Source organism: Glycomyces dulcitolivorans (genome assembly GCF_003265355.1).
Classification (GTDB): Bacteria; Actinomycetota; Actinomycetes; order Mycobacteriales; family Micromonosporaceae; genus Glycomyces; species Glycomyces dulcitolivorans.
The window spans coordinates 1-19807 of record NZ_QFRW01000030.1 but is presented as its reverse complement, the minus strand read 5'-3'; the positions used below and the strand labels follow the sequence as shown (position 1 = coordinate 19807).

The 19807-nt window shown below is 68.8% G+C and carries 19 protein-coding genes, 1 tRNA gene and 2 pseudogenes; 13 read left to right on the top strand and 9 right to left on the bottom strand.

Features of this window, described 5'->3' with window-relative positions; genetic code table 11:
- The 5 genes and pseudogenes from DI269_RS01205 to DI269_RS28925 form a co-directional block, all read right to left on the bottom strand.
- A pseudogene (locus DI269_RS01205) lies at nt 1-187 on the bottom strand (hypothetical protein); the annotation flags it as partial.
- Nucleotides 177-1382: a M48 family metalloprotease gene (locus DI269_RS01200; protein WP_115509827.1), complete on the bottom strand. Its 1206-nt coding sequence runs from the start codon at nt 1380-1382 to the stop codon at nt 177-179. The gene DI269_RS01200 and the pseudogene DI269_RS01205, both read right to left, overlap by 11 nt.
- 461 nt (nt 1383-1843) lie before the next feature.
- On the bottom strand, nt 1844-2407 hold the full coding sequence (locus tag DI269_RS01195) for an HD domain-containing protein (protein ID WP_112133327.1): 564 nt from the start codon (nt 2405-2407) through the stop codon (nt 1844-1846).
- Nucleotides 2404-3342 carry a hypothetical protein gene (locus DI269_RS01190; protein WP_232822561.1) on the bottom strand — a complete coding sequence of 313 codons (939 nt, stop codon included), beginning with the start codon at nt 3340-3342 and terminating at the stop codon, nt 2404-2406. The genes DI269_RS01195 and DI269_RS01190 overlap by 4 nt, the downstream gene beginning before the upstream one ends.
- A 15-nt stretch (nt 3343-3357) precedes the next feature.
- Nucleotides 3358-3510 (bottom strand): annotated as a pseudogene (locus tag DI269_RS28925) (helix-turn-helix domain-containing protein); the annotation flags it as partial.
- Between the two features lie 193 nt (nt 3511-3703).
- On the opposite strand from DI269_RS28925, the gene DI269_RS01185 reads away from it, so the two are divergent.
- Both DI269_RS01185 and DI269_RS01180 read left to right on the top strand, forming a co-directional pair.
- Complete coding sequence (locus DI269_RS01185; protein ID WP_157974683.1) at nt 3704-4021, top strand: hypothetical protein; 318 nt, start codon at nt 3704-3706, stop codon at nt 4019-4021.
- Nucleotides 4018-4206: a hypothetical protein gene (locus tag DI269_RS01180; RefSeq protein WP_112133324.1), complete on the top strand. Its 189-nt coding sequence runs from the start codon at nt 4018-4020 to the stop codon at nt 4204-4206. The genes DI269_RS01185 and DI269_RS01180 overlap by 4 nt, the downstream gene beginning before the upstream one ends.
- Nucleotides 4207-4727: 521 nt before the next feature.
- Here the strand turns inward: DI269_RS01180 and DI269_RS01175 are convergent.
- Together DI269_RS01175 and DI269_RS01170 are read right to left on the bottom strand one after the other, a co-directional pair.
- The gene (locus DI269_RS01175; protein WP_112133323.1) at nt 4728-5636 is read right to left on the bottom strand and encodes a DMT family transporter; all 909 of its coding nucleotides are present in this window, start codon (nt 5634-5636) and stop codon (nt 4728-4730) included.
- A complete protein-coding gene (locus DI269_RS01170; protein WP_198667030.1) occupies nt 5636-6445 on the bottom strand; it encodes a GntR family transcriptional regulator in 810 nt (269 codons plus the stop codon). Before DI269_RS01170 ends, DI269_RS01175 begins: the two co-directional genes overlap by 1 nt.
- Before the next feature lie 179 nt (nt 6446-6624).
- Between DI269_RS01170 and DI269_RS01165 the strand changes: the two genes are divergently transcribed.
- From DI269_RS01165 to DI269_RS01125, 9 genes are all read left to right on the top strand, one after another.
- On the top strand, nt 6625-7233 hold the full coding sequence (locus DI269_RS01165) for an NUDIX domain-containing protein (RefSeq protein WP_112133322.1): 609 nt from the start codon (nt 6625-6627) through the stop codon (nt 7231-7233).
- 112 nt (nt 7234-7345) lie between these two features.
- Nucleotides 7346-7786 (top strand): DUF3307 domain-containing protein, encoded by a 441-nt coding sequence (locus DI269_RS01160; protein ID WP_157974682.1) that lies wholly within the window; start codon nt 7346-7348, stop codon nt 7784-7786.
- A gap of 108 nt (nt 7787-7894) precedes the next feature.
- Nucleotides 7895-8122 carry a DUF6284 family protein gene (locus tag DI269_RS01155; RefSeq protein ID WP_112133320.1) on the top strand — a complete coding sequence of 76 codons (228 nt, stop codon included), beginning with the start codon at nt 7895-7897 and terminating at the stop codon, nt 8120-8122.
- Between the two features lie 18 nt (nt 8123-8140).
- Nucleotides 8141-8992 (top strand): ABC transporter permease, encoded by an 852-nt coding sequence (locus DI269_RS01150; RefSeq protein ID WP_112133329.1) that lies wholly within the window; start codon nt 8141-8143, stop codon nt 8990-8992.
- A 79-nt stretch (nt 8993-9071) separates the two neighbouring features.
- Nucleotides 9072-11192: a cell division protein FtsK gene (locus DI269_RS01145; protein ID WP_112133319.1), complete on the top strand. Its 2121-nt coding sequence runs from the start codon at nt 9072-9074 to the stop codon at nt 11190-11192.
- 132 nt (nt 11193-11324) lie between these two features.
- Nucleotides 11325-11540, top strand: coding sequence for a hypothetical protein (locus DI269_RS01140; RefSeq protein WP_112133318.1), 216 nt, complete (start codon nt 11325-11327; stop codon nt 11538-11540).
- Between the two features lie 36 nt (nt 11541-11576).
- The gene (locus DI269_RS01135; RefSeq protein WP_112133317.1) at nt 11577-13496 is read left to right on the top strand and encodes a YfjI family protein; all 1920 of its coding nucleotides are present in this window, start codon (nt 11577-11579) and stop codon (nt 13494-13496) included.
- Between the two features lie 55 nt (nt 13497-13551).
- The gene (locus DI269_RS01130; protein WP_112133316.1) at nt 13552-13797 is read left to right on the top strand and encodes a helix-turn-helix domain-containing protein; all 246 of its coding nucleotides are present in this window, start codon (nt 13552-13554) and stop codon (nt 13795-13797) included.
- Nucleotides 13794-15008: a site-specific integrase gene (locus DI269_RS01125; protein ID WP_157974681.1), complete on the top strand. Its 1215-nt coding sequence runs from the start codon at nt 13794-13796 to the stop codon at nt 15006-15008. The genes DI269_RS01130 and DI269_RS01125 overlap by 4 nt, the downstream gene beginning before the upstream one ends.
- A 52-nt stretch (nt 15009-15060) precedes the next feature.
- On the opposite strand, the gene DI269_RS26675 is transcribed toward DI269_RS01125, so the two are convergent.
- Together DI269_RS26675 and DI269_RS01120 are read right to left on the bottom strand one after the other, a co-directional pair.
- Nucleotides 15061-15612, bottom strand: a complete 552-nt coding sequence (locus DI269_RS26675; RefSeq protein WP_157974680.1) for a hypothetical protein — start codon at nt 15610-15612, stop codon at nt 15061-15063.
- A 212-nt stretch (nt 15613-15824) separates the two neighbouring features.
- Nucleotides 15825-15897, bottom strand: a tRNA-Arg gene (locus tag DI269_RS01120).
- 380 nt (nt 15898-16277) lie between these two features.
- Between DI269_RS01120 and DI269_RS01115 the strand changes: the two genes are divergently transcribed.
- Together DI269_RS01115 and DI269_RS01110 are read left to right on the top strand one after the other, a co-directional pair.
- Nucleotides 16278-18650: a ribonucleoside-diphosphate reductase subunit alpha gene (locus DI269_RS01115; RefSeq protein WP_112133314.1), complete on the top strand. Its 2373-nt coding sequence runs from the start codon at nt 16278-16280 to the stop codon at nt 18648-18650.
- A gap of 95 nt (nt 18651-18745) precedes the next feature.
- Nucleotides 18746-19741 (top strand): ribonucleotide-diphosphate reductase subunit beta, encoded by a 996-nt coding sequence (locus tag DI269_RS01110; protein WP_112133313.1) that lies wholly within the window; start codon nt 18746-18748, stop codon nt 19739-19741.
- The last annotated feature ends 66 nt before the right edge of the window (nt 19742-19807 follow it).

Here is a 19807-nt window from a genome sequence, read left to right as displayed (position 1 = left end):
ATACGGCCGCGTCCCCTCGGCGCGCCGGTCGCGGCAGGCCGACCGCCGGAAGCGGCGAGGCCGGGGCCGCCTCGGCGGGCGGGGTGTCGGTAAGGGCGGCGCCGCAGTGGTGGCAGAACCGGGCGCCCTCGCGGACGCCGGTGTGGCCGCAGGCCTCGGCGGCGTCGGGGGTGAGGTCAGTCGGCATCGGCGGGAACCTTCTTGAGCTGCGGGAGCGGGGTAAGGGGGACGCCGTGCCGGCGCTTTTGGTCTACCTCGGTTGCGAGGTCGGCGGCAAGGTCCCGGCGGGGTACGCCGTGGCGCTCCAGTGCGTCAATGCGCGCCTCGGCCGGTGGCGTGGTGTCGAACGCGGTCCGCCAGGTCACGACCCCCGGGCCCGGGGGCGCGGGGGTGGTGGCGAGGGCGTCGGCGAGGTGCGGGCCCCACCCGCAGACGGCGGCGACGGCGTCGGCCTCGACCGTGGCGCGCCTCCACCACTGGGCTTGGAGCGGGACGAGGAGGCGCTGCACGGTGAAGATGACCGGCCACAGCAGCAGGTACAGCGCCAGGGTCAGCGGACGGGCGCGGGTGTTGGTCGACGGGGCGAGGAGCCGGGCGGCGACCTCGTAGACGATCGTGAGCGGGAGTGCGACGCCTTGGACCCACAGCTGTGTCACGGGGTGGCCTGCACGCCAATGGATCAGCTCCCGGCCCACCAGGGCCGTCAGCCGCGCGCTGTTGCCGACGCACGCGGCGAGCAGGGCGCGGGAGACCACGATGTGACGGGCGTGCGCGACCACGGCGGGCCCGCCGTGGTCGGTGACGAGGATGTGGGGGACGGAGGCGACGCCGAGCCTGCGGGCCGCCTCGGCGACGGCGGGGGCGAGCATGTCGGCCTCGCGGGCACTCGCGGCCCGTGCCCCGGCGAAGCGGGTCAGGCGCCACCGTTCGGCGGCGACCATGACCGCCGTGTAGGCGGCGGCGAGGACGAGGGCGGCGGCGATGTTCCCGGCCGCCATGGACAGCGGCCAGGTCGGGTCGCCCTCCCACAGGGCCCGCCATGACCCGGTGAGGCCGAGCCAGGCGAGGGAGACGCCGCCGTAGACGGCGCCGATGAGCAGGCCGAGCATGGCGCCGAGCTGCCAGGCGATATCGGGGATGAGGTCGGGGACCGATACGGGTAGCGGCAAGACGAGGTCGAACAGGACCCACAGCCGATCCTGAACGCCCGCACCGAGAGGCGTACCGGAGAAGAATCCGAGGATGGCACCGGCGACGGTGCCGACCGCGCCGAGGAGCACCGCCAGGGGGACGCCGAACCAGGCGCAGGCGAGGGCGGCGATGGTCCCGGCTGAATGGGCGGCGACGGCCGACCACAGCCAGCGTCCCGCCGACGACGACACCGCCGGGCGACCCGTCCACCTTGGCGCCTCGACTGGCACCGGGCCGACGAGCGACTTGCCGCAGCTGGGGCAGACGGCCGTGGCACCGGGCGGGAGCTTTGCGCCGCATTGATCACAGAACGTCATGCCGCAGTATTGCGCACAACTGCCACAATCGCGACGCACGACTACTCGCGCCAGGAACGCCCCAGGTAACACGGGACTACTCGGCAGGCTCGTCCGCATCGTTCAGAGTCGAGTCCCCGGCGCCATCGGTCGCCGCTACGAAGGTGCCGCGACCAAGAGCAGTGAAGAGAACCCTTACCCCGCCAAGGGACAGGTCCTGGTAGAGGCTCAGCGGCCGTCTCAGAGGGCCGAGTTTTCCCAGCTAGACAGCATACTGCCTCAAGATCACCAGAGGTTGGAGTCATGCTCGTCGACGAAGCCGCTGGCTCTGCCAGTCGGGTCGCCGACGATGTCGGCTACCGCTTCGCGCGTTGCCACGCAACGGGGTCGGCCTTGAGGATAGCCTCGGCGATTCCCTTCGCGGACTCGGTCTTCAAGGAGGCCATGCTGGTCTCGATCCAGGGGCCGACCGAGTCGGCGCCGCCGTGCTGGTACTCGACGGCCTGGATCAGGCACTCAAGCTTGTCAGCGTCCTTGGCGCACTTCGCCTCTGGTGACTCGTTCGCTTCGAACTCGCCGACGGCGCCGGTGATGATGGCGGCGATGGCGTCGGGCATGTCCTCGACCTGGTCGGCCACGATGTCCTCGGCAGGGACAACGGTGAGGTACTTCCGGCCGATGTGCGCGATGTCGCCGATGCGCGTCTCGGGGGTGTCGTGCAGGAGCGCGAGCAGCGCCGTTCGGTTCGGGTCGGCCCCTTCGAGACCGGCGAGGATCATGCCGACGACCGCGGTCCGCCACGAGTGTTCGGCGATGCTCTCGGGGTCCTTGACCTGGGTGAACCACCACCCTGTCCGCTTGATCCGCTTGAGATTCCCGGTTTCGAGCAGGTAGGACGCGATGCCGTCCAGGTCGGTCATGGTCGCTCCTTCGTGATGCGGGTGAGCACGGTCAGCGCGTAGTGGACCGAGCGTAGCTCAGCCTCGGCGCGAGCCGAGAGGTCGCCAGAATCGAGGAGCGGCTCGGCGCCGGCAAGGACGCGCGCGGCCGCGTCGGGGTCGGCACCGGCGAGGGACGGGCGTGCGAGGACGAGGGAGTGCAGTGACCGCACGTTCAGTTCAGTCCGTGAGGAGCCCGGGTTGAGGCGGCGACTCAGGTGCGCGAACAGCCGGGTTCCTCCCCAGCGTCGGCCCTCGGGAGCGGCCATGAACGCGTCGTTCGGTTGCGTGGCGAGATCCCCGCACCAGTACGCCCAGTAGGCCAGGTTCGCGTGCTCCCATGCCGCGTCCGCGTGCTTGATGAAGTCGAGGAGCGGCTCGGGGTCCCCGGCGCGGGCGCGCGCGACCGCGAAGGAGCGCGCCGCCGGCCAGTGCGGCGTCCAACCCATCGGCTTGCGGAAGTGGTCGGTGACGGCCGGGTCGGGCCGTGTCCATGTGGAGGCGTCCGCGTTCGGATCGGCGCTGGAGAGGAACACGGCTTGGCGGTGAAGGAGACTGTGCCGGCCGCGGGCGCGATCGGCGATGACGTGGAGGGCGTCGAAGAACTGGCGCGGTTCGCCTGGGTCCATCTCGGGGCGGTCGGACTGAGGGCCTCGGCGCTCGGGAGCTGCGAGACCGGCGCACGCGGGAGGGGTCTGCCCGGATGCGGCCCACACGACGAGCTCGGCCACGGTCTGGCGAAGCACGGTCCACCCGAGCGGGTGGCGGTCGATGTCGACAGAGGCCGCGGGCAGGTCGAGGATCGCGGCCAGGAGGAAATCGGCTTCGGCGGCAGGCGCGAACAGGTCGAGGATCGCAGCGTCGGCACCAAGGGTGAGCAGCCGTTGTCGGAGTCGAAGCGCGTCCCCTTGGGACATCGCCGAAAGGGGGCGGCGGCCGCTCTCCCAGGATTGCACCGCGGTGCGGCTGACGAGGAGATCCTCGGCGAGACCCTCCTGTGTGACACCTGCGGAAGCGCGCGCGAGCTGAAGCAGGTGCCCGCTGATGATGGCTCGCCGCGGGCGCGTGTGGCTGGTCCTCGGCACCGCATCCTCCCAACGCGTACCCCGGGTGAGCGTCCCTGATCTTGCGAGGCAGGAACGCCGAGTGTCCGGCCGACGCTTCACGTACCGCCAGTCAGTGGCCCCGGTCACTCAACGATCGTAGCCTTTTGATTACCAGGGCAAGCAGTCGCGGGCCGCCGGAAACGGCGGCCCGCCAATCCACACGGGAGACCCGATGCCGACCGAACCGCCACCGCACACACGCGGGGCTCGCCGAGAGACCCCCGTCCCGACAGTGCCGGGCGACCCGTTCGTCTGGCGCGGCGAGGACATGGTTGTCGTGTCGGCCGTCGGATCGCTTTCACGCGGGCAAAGGTGGGTGTTTCAAGTGAAGGCCGACGGCAGGGTTCCGGTCGCAACGATCCGCGATGGCGAAATCACCCCGACCGGATACGAGCCCCTGGACAGTGAAGACCTCGCCGACCTCCAAGCCGCGGTGAAGAAGACGTTGGACGCGAAACCTCGGTGGGTGGATCAGCTGGCGGCCCGATGACCGTCGCAGACCTTCTCGACCGTGACCGCGGAGGTGCTCGTCCTGCGTGGGACGCAACGCCGCCGCCGGAGTACCAGCGGCAGTCGTTCGAGTGGTACGTGGCGCGCGCCAAGGGGCGGCTCGACGAGTTCGAGCGTGCTCAAAGCGCCACGGTGGTGGTCATCGACGTCGCCCCGGAGTACTGACCCGCTCCCTTCTGGGGCCGCCGTCCTCCCACGGCGGCCCCTCCCTAAGCCGGGGACATCGAGATCCCCGAAGGGGGCTACGGCCCCGCCCGCGGCAGGAGCGATTGAACCTCGGGACTGTCGCGGGCCCCGACTTCCGGTCACGCTGAGGCGGACCGGCCCAGGGTTCCGGCCTCCGGTGGGGGAGGCCGGAACCCGTTTTCTTTGGCACTGAGGCCTCGCAACGGAGACCGCAGGTTGGCTTGCAGGGAAGCCAGCCCCTGGACAGAATTGACAGAATGGACAGAACTCGGTAAAGGAGCTGTCTACCTGGGGTTATGTGCCGCTCATGGACATGGACAGAACTGTGACAGAACCCCTCTGGACATGGACAGAACTCGTCGGCTGGTTCCAGCCGACGAGTTCTGTCACAGTTCTGTCCGAGTTCTGTCCATGTCCGCGATGCCTGCGTATCCGCAGCTCAGGGCATGCTTTACCGAGTTCTGTCCATTCTGTCAATTCTGTCCAGGCCTGAAATTGCCCTACGTGGATCGCTCGGAACCAGTCGCGGGCGCCTGCGCATCGCTCCTCCGAAGCGCGGCAGCAAGCAAGACCACGGCCATACCGGCAAGGACTTGGAACTCAAGCTGTTCGCCAAGGACGAGCGCTCCAAGGATCACCGAGACGACAGGCAGCAGATAGACGACGACGGAGGCTGCGGTTGGCCCGTCGTCGGTGATGATCCTGTAGTTCAACAAGTAGGCGAGTCCGGTACCGAGGACGCCGAGCACGAGCACTGCGAGGACGGGTCCGGCCTCGAATTGAGGTGTCGGCCAACCGAGGAACGGGACCAGGGCGATGCTAAGTGCCGTGGCGCAGACGAGCTGCCCAGCGGCCATCCGGATCACACCGAGTTCGCGCTTGGCAAGAAAGTGTCCAATGTACACATAGCTGACGCCGTAGGACGCTGCCGCGGCAAGACACGCAACCCCGCCCCAGCTTGCGATGTCAGCCCCAAGATTCCACGGGGAGAAGATGAGCAGGACGCCGACGAACCCGAGAGTAAGGCTCCACGCGTTCCGTCGTGCCGCCCGACCGCTGCGATACGCCAGCACCATGAACAACACCGTCCACAAGGGCGTCGAGGCGTTGATGACTCCCGCGGCTGCCGACGAGACGGTCTGTTCCCCGATACCGAACAGCAGGTAGGGGATGGTGTTGCCGAAGAGTGCGGCTACCAAGAGATGTCCCCACGTGCTCCGTTCCGAGGGCAAGCGAAGGCGTTGCAGCCGCAGGATGATCAGTAGGGCCGCGGCTCCGAGCGCCATGCGTAGCACCGTGATTTGAATCGGAGAGAACCCGCCGAGGCCGATCTTGATCCAGAGGAAGCCGGAGCCCCACAGAGCCGCGAGTGCGGCTACCCGTAGGGCTCCGGCATAACGGTTCGCCACTAGTCCTCGATCCGGATTCGGTAGTCCAGTCCGTTGAGGTCGGCTCTCATCGTGAAGCAGGTGACCTCGAACGGCTGGTCATCCTGGTCAATGCCGGTGTGGATGACGTCGATGACCGGGACGCCGGCAGGGACCTTCAGGCCTTTGGTCTCCTCCGGCGTAGGCATCCGGGAGGAGATCTCCTCCCGAATCGCGGCGATGCGGTGGCCGCGGTCCTCGAAGCGACCGTAGAGACTCCCCTTGCCCATGTTCGCCGAGGTAGCGAGCACGGTCCCCTCGGCGATCTCCCATGGGATGTACGTGATGCCCAGTTGGACGGGCTCCTCATCGGCGAAGTACCAGTTTTCCCGGCGGACGACGAAGTCTCGTTCCGCAGAGAGCCCGAGTCGTGCCGCGATGTCGGCGGGCGGTCGGATCTTCGTGATGGAAGGGCAGTCGACCCTTGGCGTCTTCCCCTGCTTCTCGACCTCGGCTCGGAACGGCGACACCCCGGTCTCCTCTCGAAGGCGATTCGAATACCGCTCCGCTCCCAGCCTCAGCAGGCGCCGCGGGCCTCGAACTGTGGGACGTGCTCTGTCCCGGTTGTCAATCAGGCCCTCCGCGATGAGGATCTTGACCGCTTCGGCTGCGGTGTTGCGGGCGACGTTGTACCGCTCCGCGAGATCCCTCTGTGAGGGCAACTTCTGGCCTGGTTCGTAGATGCCGTTGTTGATGTCGTCCCGGAGCTCGTTCGCCATCCGATGGCGTGGCACGAGCTTCTCGGGTTCCTCGGGTCCGGTCTCCCCCTCGGCGGGGCTCTGGTCGGTCATGCGTTTCACCTCGGCTTTCAGCATATCGCATCTGGCTTGAGCCAGATACTTGCGCGAGTCGAATCCCCCATGATATAACTGGCCTAAGCCAGATCTGGCTTAGGCCAGATTCCATTACGGTCACCAACCGCTGAAGATGCAAATCCATTCCCGTCCGCCAAGACGTCAAGGAGCACCACATGTACAACGTCACCAGCCAGAACGGTCCCGACGAGACCGACCCTCAGCGCATCGACTGGGGCCTGCACCGCCGCCGCGCGGTCATCGGGTTCGAGTTCGACGTCAACGGCCTGCCGGTCAACCCCATCGAGCCCGACCTTCCCGAGGGTCGCGGCGAGCTGTGGCACTGGGGCGAGGCCGTCGCCACCGACGCCATCGTGACCAACACCGACGCCGAGGGCCTGCGTGAGCTGCTCATGATCGAGCGCGACGACGACCACGGCTACGCCGTCCCCGGCGGCGGCCTCGACCCCGACGAGGACGGCCTCGCCGCCATCGTCCGCGAACTCGCCGAGGAGACCCGACTCCGCCTCTCTCCCACCGCCTTCCGCGTCCAGCGGGCCCGCTACGTCCCCGACCCCCGGGCCGGACGACACGCCTGGATGGTCACCATCCCCGGCCGCGCCGACCTCCACATGGCGACCCCGCCCGCCGTCGTCGGCACCGACGACGCCCGCCGCGCCGTCTGGCTCCGCGCCTCCTCCTACGCCGAGCTGGAGGCCGCCGTGATCGCCCGAGGGGGCCGGATCTTCAAAGCCCATGAGGCCATGCTCCGCGACCTGCTCTAACCGGCGAAACGCGTTCCCCCGCAACGGGGTTCGCGTCCGGGCCCGGGTGGCTCCCGACCCGCTGAAGATGCCAAGCCAATCCCGTCCGCCAAGACATGAGGAGACCGCCACCATGACCCTTGAGCAGCTTCAAACCGCCATCGCCTTCGGCGCCGTCGCGCCGACGCTGTACGCCGCTCACGCGGTCGGTGACCACTGGGTCCAGTCCCACACCTCCGCGTGTGCCAAGGGCGACACCGGGGCCGCCGGTCACCGCGCCTGCCTCACACACGTCCTCACCTACCTCGCGACCTGCCTGGTCGCCGTCCTCGCCGTCACTGCTTCCCTGGGCATCCTCGGAGCCCTCTCGGTCGCCGGTGTCGTGGTCGGCCTCGCCGTCAACGGCCTCACCCACTACGTGGTCGACCGCCGCAAGCCGCTCGTGTTCCTCGCCCGCCTGACCGGTCACGGCGGGTGGATCGACTCCGGCGACCCCGAAGCCGCCTACAAGCTCGACCAGTCCTGGCACCTCGGCTGGCTGCTCGTCTCGGCAGTCCTCACCGTCACTCTCTGACCTGGCGAAACCCGGGCCCTCGGGCCCGTGGTCTGTCGGTAGGTGGCTCCTCCGGCACTGACGATGCCAAGCCAATCCCGTCCGCCAAGACACCAAGGGAGACAACCAATGACGACCGCACTCGCGACCCCGGACCGGCCCGAATGGTTCGACGCCGAACCGACCTTCGCCGACCTCGACGCCATCGAAATCGAGTGGCCCCGGATTGAGGCCGACCTCGCCGAACTGGAGCGCGCCCTGTCCGGCCCGACCCCGGAGCGGTTCGTGGCCTTCGACATTGACCGCGCCCTCGGCGACACCACCGCGCCCGGCTTCCCGACCTTCTCGCTGTCCTAGGGGTGAGCACCGATGACCATGACGCACACCCGAAGCGCGTACCCGGCCCCGGTCGCGGACCTGGTTCCGGCCGCCCGGGACCTGGCGGACGAACTGGGTTCGATCCCCTCGCGCAACCAGCTCAAGACCCGCCTGCGCATCGGCGCCCCCAAGGCCAACCAGATCCTCGCCGAACTCGCCGACTACGTCCCGAACCCGGCCACCGGCACCGAGACCGCCGAGGCGGACCGGACCGAACCCGTCGCCGACCTGGCCGCCGCCGGACCCGCCGAAGCTGAGACCCGCGAGCTGGCGCCCGTGGTCGATGCGGCCCCGGCCGACGAGGAGCCGCAGGAAACCACCCTCGAAGACCCGGGCACGCCCGACCCCGCCGCCGTGGCGGACACCGTTGCGGCCCCGCCGGAGTCGGTCGCCGAGGCCACCGAGGCGAACCCGATGCGGGCCCGCCGCCGTCTGGCGACCTGGCCCGTCCTCCTCCTCATGCTCCCGGCCACCGTCGCGATTTGGTCCGGCTGGGTGGGCCTGGGTCAGCTCGCCGGGTTCGGTCCCGTCCACCCGCTCCCGGGCATCGCGGACTCTTTCGTGATCGACACGTCCATCACGCTCCCCATCGGCATGGAGACCTACAGCGCCTACGCCCTCTACGTCTGGCTGTCGGGCCGGGCCGGTGCCAAGGCCATCGCGTTCGCCCGCGTCTCGGCGCTGCTGGCGCTGTCCATCGGGGCGGCAGGGCAGATCGCCTACCACCTCATGTCGGCCGCGAACGTCCCTGCGGCCCACCCGCTCATCACCGCCGCCGTCGCCTGCATTCCCGTCGCCGTCCTCGGCCTCGGCGCCGCCCTGGCGCACCTGGTCAAGGAAGACGCCTAGACCTCGCCCCCGGCGGGGCCGGTCAGCTGCTCGACCGACCCCGCCTCTACCTCTCCAAATCGGAAGGGAGCCAACAGCAATGACTATCGAAAACTTTGACTGGCAGGCCCGCGAGGCCGAACTGAACGCCCGCGCCGAGATTGAGACCATCGCCCCCGACGACGACTACGTCGACGCCGCCGCGATCCCCGTGGACGACGCCGAGGCGCACCGCGCGTGGAACGCCCCGACCTCGGACCGCCGGGCCCCGATCCTTCCGGCCTGGGCTCTGTCCCGTACCGCTCTGGCGGCGGAGCTGGGTCGGTTCGGCAAGCTCATGGCCTACCGGTGCGGCTACCACGGTGCGCGCCTTCCGGTCTACGGTGCGCGCCTGCTGGTGTGGTCACCGGTCGGGGCCGCCCGCGTGGTCGGGTCGGTGTGGCGGTGGGCCTCGGACGCCGAGGGCCGCCCGATCCGATCCGACGCGGTCACCGCGCACGACTACGCCGCCTACCAAGGCCTTGTCCGCCTGCGGGACCGCCACGTCCGGTTCCGGGGCGCACTGACCATCACCGGCGCCCTGGGACTCGCCGGGGCCGGTCTCTACATCGGCCTGGGGACCCCTGACCACGTCGCGTGGTCGACCCTCGCCGGGACCATCGCCGCCCTGGGGCTCGCCGGGAAGCCCGCCGACAAGCCGCTGGTGACCCGCGCCGTGGTCAAGGCCAAGCTGCGCCCGCTGACCGCGCCCTTGGTAGAGAAGGCCTTGGGCTCCATCGGCATCGCCGCTCTGAACCAAGCCGTCAAGGGCGGCGGCGACAAGATCGGATTCCCCGACGAGATCGCCCGCGACGGCGCGGGCTGGCGAGCCGTGGTCGACCTCCCTGCCGGCACGACCGCCGTGGAGGTCATCGACCGACGCGACAAGCTCGCCGCTGCCCTCGCCCGCCCCCTCGGGTGCGTGTGGCCCGAGGGCCAGTCCGAGGTGCACCCGGGCCGCCTGGTCCTGTGGGTAGGGGACACCGACCTCGCCGAGGCCAAGGCCGTGGCGTGGCCGCTCGCCAAGTCCGGCACCGTCGACCTGTTCCAGCCCTTCCCCCTCGGCGTCGACCCGAGAGGCCAGGTCGTCACCGGCGAACTCATGTTCACGAACTGGCTGGTCGGCTCCATCCCGGGCATGGGCAAGACGTTCCTGGTCAAGCTGCCCGTGCTCGCGGCCGGACTCGACGCGCGCGCCGAGGTCCAGGTGTTCGAGCTCAAGGGGACCGGTGACCTCGCGTTCGCCGAGCAGTTCGCCACCCGCTACGCCTCCGGCGCTGACGACGACGAGATAGAGGCCGCCCTGGTCGCCCTGCGGGACTTGCGGAATGAGTGCAAGAAGCGGGCCCGGATCATCAAGGACCTGCCCCGGGACCTGTGCCCGGAGAACAAGGTCACCCCGGAGCTGGCCTCGCGCAAGGGTCTCGGCCTCCACCCGCTCGTCGTCGCCATCGATGAGTGCCAGGAGCTGTTCTCCCATCCCGAGTTCGGGAAGGAGGCCGCCGAGCTGGCGGAGAAGATCGTCAAGCTCGGCCGCGCCCTCGGCGTCATCCTCATCCTCGCCACCCAGCGGCCCGACAAGGATTCGCTGCCCACGGGCGTCTCGGCGAACGTGGGGACGCGCGCGTGTCTGCGGGTCATGGGGCAGGTCGAGAACGACATGATCCTGGGGACCTCGGCCTACAAGAACGGCATCCGGGCGACCATGTTCACCAAGCGGGACCGGGGCGTGTTCTACCTCGTCGGTGCCGCCGACGAGCCCTTGATTGTCAAGGGCGCGTTCGTCGACGGCCCCAAGGGCGAGGCCATCGCCGCCCGAGCCCGCGCCCTGCGCATCGCCCGAGGCACCCTGTCCGGCCACGCCGCAGGGGAAGTCGCCGAGGCCGAGGGGCCTCGGTTCGATCTGCTCGCCGACCTCGCCGCCGTCTGGCCCGAGGGTGAGGCGAACGTGTGGAACACGGTCCTGGTCGACCGGCTCGCGCAGCTGCGACCCGAGGCCTACGGGCACTGGGCCAACCTCGCCGACGAGGAGAAGACCGAGGCGCTTACCGGTGCCGTCAAGCCCTTCGGGCTCGCCACCAAGGGCGTTTCACGCCGCTCCGGCGCCCGGCAGATCAACCGCCGAGGCCTCAACCGTGGCGACCTTGACAAGGCCCGCGAGGGCCGCCAGGGAGGCCGCTAAGAGCCGCTAGCGCTAGCGGGCCCTCCGCTACCGGTAGTAGGCCCGCTAGCGCACCAATCGATCACTGACCAGGGTGTTAGCCGCTAGCACCCTCACCCGACCTCACCCAAAAACCGACCGGAAGGACCACCCGTGACCCTCTCCCTCGCCGCTATCGCATTCAGCCTCGCCGTCGCCTACGTGCTGCGCTGCTGGGCCTTCCCCTACGGCCGCTGCTGGTGGTGCCGGGCCGACGGCCGCAACGCCGCCGGTTACTGCAACGCCTGCAACGGCTCCGGCCGCCGCGTCCGCCTCGGACGCCGCCTCTACAAAGCCGCCCGGCGCGAATACCGCGACGGCACCAAGTAACCCGACCCGCCCACCATCGAGAGGACACCGAATGTCATGAAAGCCAAGAACCCGAACCACGAAGCCGAGCGCGCCGTCCTCGGCGCGGCGATGCTCAGCAAGAGCGTCGTCCCCGCCATCGCCACCCTGGTCGACGCCGGATCGTTCGACGTGCCGCGCCACGGCCTCATCTGGGAGGCCATCGCCGCCCAGCACGCCGAGGGCAAGCCGACCGAAGCCCTCGCCGTCGCGCAGCGACTCAACGATGAGGGCAACCTCGCCAAAGCTGGGGGCGGCCCGTACCTGCACGACTGCCTCGCGTCCGTCAGCTCGCCTGCCTCGGGTGCGTACTACGCCGGCACGGTCGCCGAGGCTGCCAAGCGGCGCGAACTCGCCGCCGCCGGGGCCCGGATCGGCGAGTTCGCCAAGGGGCAGCACCGCGACAGCGCCGAGCTGCTCGCCCTCTCCCGCGCCGCGCTCGACACCCTCGCCGGAACCGGCGAGACATGGCCCGCGCCGGTGCCGCTGACCGAGGCGCGCACCCTGCCCGCGTTCCCGGCCGCGTGCCTGCCCGACTGGGTCGGCGACATGGTCGACGCCGTCGCCGAGGCCACCCAGACGCCCGCCGACCTCGCCGGATCGATCGCCCTCGCCGCCTTGTCGACGGCCGTGCAAGGGCGCCTCGCCGTCCAGGCCGGGCCCGACTGGGTCGAACCGGCGAACCTGTTCACATGCACGGCACTGCCGCCGGGCAACCGCAAGTCGTCGGTGTTCGCGGCGATGGTCCGCCCGATCCTCGACGCCGAGGCCGAACTCGCCGAGGCCGCCCGGCCCCGGATCATCGAAGCCGCCACCGAAGCGGAGATTGCCCGCCGCGCCGCCGAGCAGGCTCTCGCCGCCGCCTCAAAGAACCCGGGCGACCCGGACCTGGCGAACGGCGCGAAGTCGGCCGCCCGCGAGGCCGACGAGGTCGCGATCCCCGTGTCGCCGAAGCTGGTCGCCGACGACATCACGCCCGAGGCCGCTAAGAGCCTGCTCGCCGAGCAGGCCGGGCGCCTCGCCATCCTCAGCGCCGAGGGTGGGATCTTCGCGACCATCGCCGGACGCTACTCCGGTGTGCCCGACCTGGATGCGTTCCTCAAGGGCCACGCCGGGGACATGCTCCGCGTCGTCCGTAAGTCCGCTCCGGCCGAGTACGTCGCCGCCCCAGCGCTGACCCTCGGCCTCGCCGTCCAGCCCGAAGTCCTCCGCGACGCCGCCAGGATGCCGGGGTTCGAAGACCGGGGCCTATTGGCGCGGTTCCTGTTCACCCTGCCCGCCTCCAAGGTCGGGTTCCGCAACCCGTCACCCGCGCCCGTCCCGGCCCCGGTCAAGGCCGCCTATGCGCGCAAGCTCGCCGGGCTCGTCCACTCCATGCACCCGCGCACCGACACGGTCGTCTTGGAGCTGACCCCCGAGGCGCGCGACAAGGTCGTCGCCCTGGAGCGCGACAGGGAGCCGCGCCTGGGCCCCGGCGGGGAGTGGGAGCCGATCCTGTCGTGGGCGAACAAGTGGACCGGCGCCGTGGTCCGCCTCGCCGGGCTCTTGCACCTGGCGAAGTACCCGAGCACCGGGGCGGCGACGCCGGTTGAGGGCGACACCCTCGACGCCGCGACCATGCTCGGCTACTACTTCGCCGACCACGCCCTCGGCGCCTGGTCCTACATGGGAGCCGGAGCCGAGACCGGCCCCGCCCTCGCCCTGCTCGACTGGCTCGCCCGCCACGGGCAGTCGGGCATGAGCGTCCGCGACATGCACCGCGCCCTCCGAGGACGCCGGGGCCTCGCGACCGCTGACGCCATCCGAGGCGCCGTCGTCCGCCTGGTCGAACACGGCTACCTCCGCGAGCGACCCGCCGCCCGCCGCCGGGGCGGTCGCCCGCCCTCGCCCCGCTACGACCTCCATCCAGACATGGCAAAAGCCGGTGAACCCGCCTAGCAGCAAGACACCGGCCTTCGTCTTCCCGTCCGCCAAGAAAGGAAGAACACCCAGCATGACACCCGCAGCCAGCACCGTCAACGCACACCCTGTGCACTTCGAAACGCTCGATGTCGACCCGTTCTACACCGTCCCCGAGGCCGGGGGAATCCTCCGCCTCGGGCGCTCCAAGCTCTACGAAGAAATTGCCGCCGGGCGACTCCGCTTCATCAAGGTCGGCCGCGCCACCCGAATCCCCGCCGAATGGCTCCAGGAGTACCGCCAGCTGCTCATCGCCGAGGGACAGGGGGTCGGACTGTGAACGACGCTCAGGAGCCCCAGGAGGACCGCAAGCGCGCCGAGAAAGGCGAAGGCACGGTCTACTTCGATGCGACCAAGAACACCTTCGTCGCCGAGCTGTCGGTCGGCCGCACCCGCACCGGTCGCCGCAAGCGGCTCAAGGGCTATGGCAAGACCGAAACCCTCGCAAGGAAGTCCCTGGCGCGCAAGCTCAAGGACCACGAGGCCGGGCTGGACACGTCGACCTCGTACACGGTCGCCAACGCCGTGAACGACTGGCACAAGCGCGGCCAAAAGGCCGGGGAGGAGACCCGCAAGCGAGACCGCTACGTCATCGACGGGCAGATCATTCCCGCCATCGGCGGGATCAAGCTCAAGGAGCTGACTGCCGACGACGTGGACGACATGCTCATCTTCTACTCGAAGACGCACGCCACCAGCACGCTGAAGAAGATCTACAGCGTCCTGAACCGTGCGATCAAACACGCGCAGCGGCGCGACAAGGTCGGCCGCAACGTCGCGGCCCTCATCGAAGAGATTCCCGAGGGGCAACCCGGCCGTCCGAGCAAGTCGATGCACTACAACCAAATCCACGCAGTCCACGACGCCGCCGAGGCCGAAGAAGACTGGACGTATCCGTACGTCGTCGTGTCGAACACGAGCGGCATCCGAACTGAAGAAGTCCGCCCGCTCGAATGGGAACGGACGCACGCCAATCCGGTGGCAGGCGAGATGTGTACATGCGATCGGGTGCACAAAGAAACCCTGCCTCCGCATATCGAGGTTTGGCGGTCCGTCCGCAAGGGCGGTGACACTAAGACGTTGAAGAGCCGCCGGACCTTCGCCATAACGAAGATCGCCGCTAAGGCCCTCATCGTCTGGAAGGCAGCACAGGCCGCCTGGCGCAAACAGCACGGGTACAAGCACGTCGGCATCCGATACGTCTTCGGAACTCGCAATGACACAGTCATGTTGGCGCGCAACGTCCGGCGACGGTACCGGACCATCGTCGAAAAGGCGGGCCTCGATCCGGACGAGTGGGTGCCGCGCGAGACGCGACACAACTTCGTTTCCATGCTCTCGGATCTCGGCGCATCCGACGATCAGATTGCCGACGAGGTAGGCCACAAGGACACCCGCACCACGCGGCAGGTCTATCGGCACCAACTCAAGCCGGTCATCACCCGTGGTGCCGAGCTGATGGACACCGTCTTCGAAGTCGACGACAACTAGCCAGCCGCAAACGGGAAGGGGGTCCATGCGTTTTCGCATGGACCCCCTTCCCCTAGGGCCATTTACCCCGCTCAGCAAGGTGAGCAACAGCCATTTCAGGAAATTCACCTCGACGAGTTCCCCTTCTTCTACGGCGCTGTTCAAAGCGGAGACGTTTCGGCTTTCCGAGCTTGTCCAGGTACCACCATCGGCGATTGATATCCCTAAACACCACCTCGATGTAATAACCGGTTTGGCCCTCGTGAGTCATGGCCCTTATTGCAGATGCATCCCTATCTATGATTCGCACGCGCTGAGTCTCGCCCGGACCGATTCGAACCGAAGCCCCCCACCGGCCAAGGATTTCAATCTTCCGGTTCCGCAAAGTCACTGACCAAAGACGGATTCTGACCTGCTCTATCTGGCCTTCACCATCATTGTGAACATCAACGTCCAGGCAGTCCTTGTCCGGGCAGGTGTGACTCTCCTGAGTTACCGCACGTGGCGGCTTGAGTATTCGATCGCGTTGGGTAACAACGAAGGTTGCCGCAGCCAGACCAACGGTTCCGACGGCCAACCACGCCGGAACGGACCCATAATCGAGCCCGCTGAGAAAGTTGATCATGTTGACAGGCTAGATCCCGGAGGGCCCCGTCTTGCCAAAACACGCGGCATCACACGGGCAAGGATGGTCAGCCAAGATAGTGGTTCAACCGTCATGAACAGGGGGCACCAGCGTAGGCAGGCCCCCCTTTTGGCTCCATGACCGCCCTTAGGCAGGGGAGATCCCTTCGGAATTTGGAAGGGAATGTGCCCTCTAGCTGGGCTGACGTAGAGTGCCCCCGGCAGGATTCGAACCTGCGACACCTGGTCCCGGAAACCAGTGCTCTATCCACTGAGCTACGGAGGCGCGTCCGGCTGTGCGGACTGCACGATGCTATCAGCACCCGGGCCGGGGGTCGAACGCGGTTTGGCCGGTGAGGATCACACCTGTGTTACGTCCTGCGATTCCGTCCGCAGAGTGTCGGAGGACGGGCATAGTCTGACTCGGCGGAAACCTCCGAGCCTAGCGGACACGCTGCGGTTTCGTGGACGGAATCACCGAGGAAACACATCATCTTGGGGAGCCCCCGCAGCCCGACCACTACATGTATGATTCCCCTCTGTCAGGTCGGTGCTGTCGCAACCCACTCCCACCGTGTGGGGAGGGCGGCGCCGCCGTGCCGCCGCAGCGCTGATCAGAGCAGTGCGATCCGCAGCAGATCGCACGTCACACGAGGGGACGCAGAGATGACCGGGCTCGCCACCACGCCATCCGCCACCACCACCGCACCGCAGCAGCGGGGCCCCGAGCAGGGACCCGTCGCCCGGATCGCCGAGCGCATCCGCGCCTACGCGACGGGACTCCCCGACGTGGACGCCGAGAAGGTCATCGCCCAGATCGAGGCGGGCCTGTGGCCCGGCGCGACCGAGGCCGGCCTGCGCGAGCGCGCCGTCGAGATCACCTCGTCGAGCGTCGCCTCCGAGCCGACCTACTCCAAGCTCGCCGCCCGGCTCCTGGCCGAGCACATCGCCGAGGAGACCGCCGGCGAAGGCGTCACCTCGTTCACGACCTCGATCGCGGCCAGCCGCGACAACGGGCTCCTCGCCGACGACCTCGTCGCGTTCGTGGAGGCCAACGCCGCCGCCCTCGACGCCGTCATCGACGACGCCGCCGACGACCGCTTCGAGTACTTCGGACTCCGCACTGTCTACGACCGCTACCTGCTGCGCCACCCCGAGCACCGCACCGTGCTGGAGCGCCCCCAGTACTTCATGCTCCGCGTCGCGTGCGGGCTGAGCCAGTCCGTGGAGGAGGCCGCCGAACTCTACCGGCTCATGTCCGCGCTCGCGTACCTGCCGTCCTCGCCGACGCTGTTCAACTCCGGCACCCGCCGCGCCCAGCTGTCCTCGTGCTTCCTGCTCGACTCGCCCAAGGACGAGCTCGACTCGATCTACGAGCGCTACAGCCAGGTCGCGCGCCTGTCGAAGTACGCCGGCGGCATCGGCATCGCCTGGTCGCGCGTCCGCTCGCGCGGCTCGCTCATCCGCGGCACCAACGGCCACTCGAACGGGATCGTGCCGTGGCTGCGGACCCTCGACTCGTCCGTGGCGGCGGTGAACCAGGGCGGGCGCCGTAAGGGCGCCGCGTGCGTGTACCTCGCGAGCTGGCACGCCGACATCGAGGAGTTCCTGGAGCTGCGCGACAACACCGGCGACACCGAGCGCCGCACGCACAACCTGAACCTCGCCAACTGGATCCCCGACGAGTTCATGCGCCGCGTCGAGAACGACCAGCAGTGGTCCCTGTTCGACCCCAAGGAGACTCCTGAGCTGGTCGACCTGTGGGGCGACGACTTCGACGAGGCGTACCGCGCCGCCGAGGCCGCCGGGAAGGCCCGCAAGACGATCGCGGCCCGCGAGCTGTACGGCCGCATGATGCGGACCCTCGCGCAGACCGGCAACGGCTGGATCACCTTCTCCGACACCGCGAACCGGACGTCGAACCAGACGGCCCGCAAGGAGAACGTGATCCACCTGTCGAACCTGTGCACCGAGATCCTGGAGGTCACCAACGACTCCGAGACCGCCGTGTGCAACCTCGGGTCCGTGAACCTCTCCGAGCACTGCTCCACCGAGGGCTTCGACTTCGAGCGCCTGGAGACCACGGTCCGCTCCGCGGTCAAGTTCCTCGACCGGACCATCGACCTCGGCTTCTACCCGACCGCCGAGGCCGAGAAGGCCAACCGCAAGTGGCGCCCGATCGGCCTGGGCTGCATGGGCCTCGCCGACGTGTTCTTCAAGCTGAAGCTCGCGTTCGACTCCGAGGAGGCCCTCGCGCTCTCGACCGCGATCGCCGAGCGGATCGCCCTGGTCGCGTACGAGACGTCCGCCTCGCTCGCCGAGCAGCTCGGGGCGCACCCGAACTACACCAAGACCCGCGCCGCCGACGGGGTGCTCCACCTCGACCACTACCCGAACGCGCGCGTCACGCTGGGCGACCGCTGGGACGCCGTGCGGGGCCGCATCGGCGAGCACGGCCTGCGCAACTCGCTCATGATCGCGATCGCGCCGACCGCCACGATCGCGTCGATCGCCGGCTGCGCCGAGTGCATCGAGCCGGTGGTGTCCAACGTGTTCAAGCGCGAGACCCTGTCGGGCGAGTTCCTCCAGGTCAACCGCCACCTGATCGCCGAGCTCAAGGAGCGCGGCATCTGGAGCGAGCAGGTCCGCCAGGCGATCGTCGTCGCCGAGGGCTCCGTCCAGGGCATCGCCGCGATCCCGGCCGACCTCCAGGAGCGGTACCGCACCGCCTGGGAGCTGCCGCAGCGCGCCCTGATCGACCTCGCCGCGGCCCGCACGCCGTTCATCGACCAGGCCCAGTCGCTCAACCTGTTCCAGGCCAGCCCGACCATCGGCAAGCTCTCGTCGATGTACCGGTACGCGTGGCAGCAGGGCCTCAAGACCACCTACTACCTGCGCAGCCGTCCCGCGACGCGCATCAACCAGACCACGGTCAGCGCCGCCGCCGCCGAGCCGGTGCAGGCGACCGAGCTTGAGGTCATCCCGGCCGACATCGCGTGCTCCCTGGAGAACCCGGAGAGCTGCGAGGCCTGCCAGTAGGACCCGCCGCGGCCGGGGCCCAAGGGCCCCGGCCGCGCCCATGACATCGAACTGCCCTCCACCCCAAGCACACCGACAAGCGAGAGGACCCGCGCATGCTGCTCGACCCAGGCATGGACCTGACACTGCGACCGATGAAGTACCCGGACTTCTACGAGCAGTACAAGGACGCCATCAAGAACACGTGGCACGTCGAGGAGGTCGACCTCGCCTCCGACCTGACCGACCTGGCGAAGTTCACGCCGCAGGAGCAGCACCTCATCCACCGCCTCGTGGCGTTCTTCGCCACCGGCGACACGATCGTCGCGAACAACCTGGTGCTCAACCTGTACCAGCACGTCAACTCCCCCGAAGGGCGCCTCTACCTCTCGCGCCAGCTCTTCGAGGAGGCCGTGCACGTGCAGTTCTACCTGACGCTGCTCGACACGTACCTGCCCGACCCGGACGAGCGCACCAAGGCGTTCGACGCGGTCAACAACATCCCCTCGATCAAGCGCAAGGCCGACTTCTGCTTCAAGTGGATCGACTCGGTCTTCGACATGCAGGAGCTCAAGACCGCCGAGGACCGCCGGACGTTCCTGCTCAACCTCATCTGCTTCGCCGCGTGCATCGAGGGCCTGTTCTTCTACGGCGCCTTCGCGTACGTGTACTGGCTGCGCAGCCGGGGCCTGCTCGACGGCCTCGCCACCGGCACCAACTGGGTGTTCCGCGACGAGTCCTGCCACATGAACTTCGCGTTCAGCGTGGTCGACATCGTGCGCCAGGAGGAGCCCGAGCTGTTCGACGAGCGGATGCGCCAGCAGGTCACCGACATGCTGGAGGAGGCCGTGGAGGCCGAGCTCCAGTTCGCCGAGGACCTCATCGGCGACGGCATGCCCGGCATGACCGTCAAGGACATGAAGTCGTACCTGGAGTACGCCGCCGACCAGCGCCTCGCGCGCCTCGGCATGCCGAAGAAGTGGGGCTCGGAGAACCCGTTCCCCTTCATGGCGCTCCAGGACGTGCAGGAGCTGACGAACTTCTTCGAGCGCAGGCCGACCGCCTACCAAGTGGCCGTGGAGGGCAAGGTCGACCTCGACGAGGAGTTCTGATCCCGGGCCGCGCAGTGTCTCCCGTGCGCGGCACAAAGAGGGGCCCGGCGCTTGCGCGCCGGGCCC

What these genes read in the sequence shown, in the direction of transcription:
- DI269_RS01195 (WP_112133327.1), bottom strand. Translation starts at nt 2,407, where the DNA reads ATGACCGACCTGGACGGCATCGCGTCCTACCTGCTCGAAACCGGGAAT.
- DI269_RS01190 (WP_232822561.1), bottom strand. Translation starts at nt 3,342, where the DNA reads ATGTCCCAAGGGGACGCGCTTCGACTCCGACAACGGCTGCTCACCCTT.
- DI269_RS01185 (WP_157974683.1), top strand. Translation starts at nt 3,704, where the DNA reads ATGCCGACCGAACCGCCACCGCACACACGCGGGGCTCGCCGAGAGACC.
- DI269_RS01180 (WP_112133324.1), top strand. Translation starts at nt 4,018, where the DNA reads ATGACCGTCGCAGACCTTCTCGACCGTGACCGCGGAGGTGCTCGTCCT.
- DI269_RS01170 (WP_198667030.1), bottom strand. Translation starts at nt 6,445, where the DNA reads ATGACCGACCAGAGCCCCGCCGAGGGGGAGACCGGACCCGAGGAACCC.
- DI269_RS01165 (WP_112133322.1), top strand. Translation starts at nt 6,625, where the DNA reads ATGTACAACGTCACCAGCCAGAACGGTCCCGACGAGACCGACCCTCAG.
- DI269_RS01160 (WP_157974682.1), top strand. Translation starts at nt 7,346, where the DNA reads ATGACCCTTGAGCAGCTTCAAACCGCCATCGCCTTCGGCGCCGTCGCG.
- DI269_RS01155 (WP_112133320.1), top strand. Translation starts at nt 7,895, where the DNA reads ATGACGACCGCACTCGCGACCCCGGACCGGCCCGAATGGTTCGACGCC.
- DI269_RS01150 (WP_112133329.1), top strand. Translation starts at nt 8,141, where the DNA reads ATGACGCACACCCGAAGCGCGTACCCGGCCCCGGTCGCGGACCTGGTT.
- DI269_RS01145 (WP_112133319.1), top strand. Translation starts at nt 9,072, where the DNA reads ATGACTATCGAAAACTTTGACTGGCAGGCCCGCGAGGCCGAACTGAAC.
- DI269_RS01135 (WP_112133317.1), top strand. Translation starts at nt 11,577, where the DNA reads ATGAAAGCCAAGAACCCGAACCACGAAGCCGAGCGCGCCGTCCTCGGC.
- DI269_RS01130 (WP_112133316.1), top strand. Translation starts at nt 13,552, where the DNA reads ATGACACCCGCAGCCAGCACCGTCAACGCACACCCTGTGCACTTCGAA.
- DI269_RS26675 (WP_157974680.1), bottom strand. Translation starts at nt 15,612, where the DNA reads ATGATCAACTTTCTCAGCGGGCTCGATTATGGGTCCGTTCCGGCGTGG.
- DI269_RS01115 (WP_112133314.1), top strand. Translation starts at nt 16,278, where the DNA reads ATGACCGGGCTCGCCACCACGCCATCCGCCACCACCACCGCACCGCAG.
- DI269_RS01110 (WP_112133313.1), top strand. Translation starts at nt 18,746, where the DNA reads ATGCTGCTCGACCCAGGCATGGACCTGACACTGCGACCGATGAAGTAC.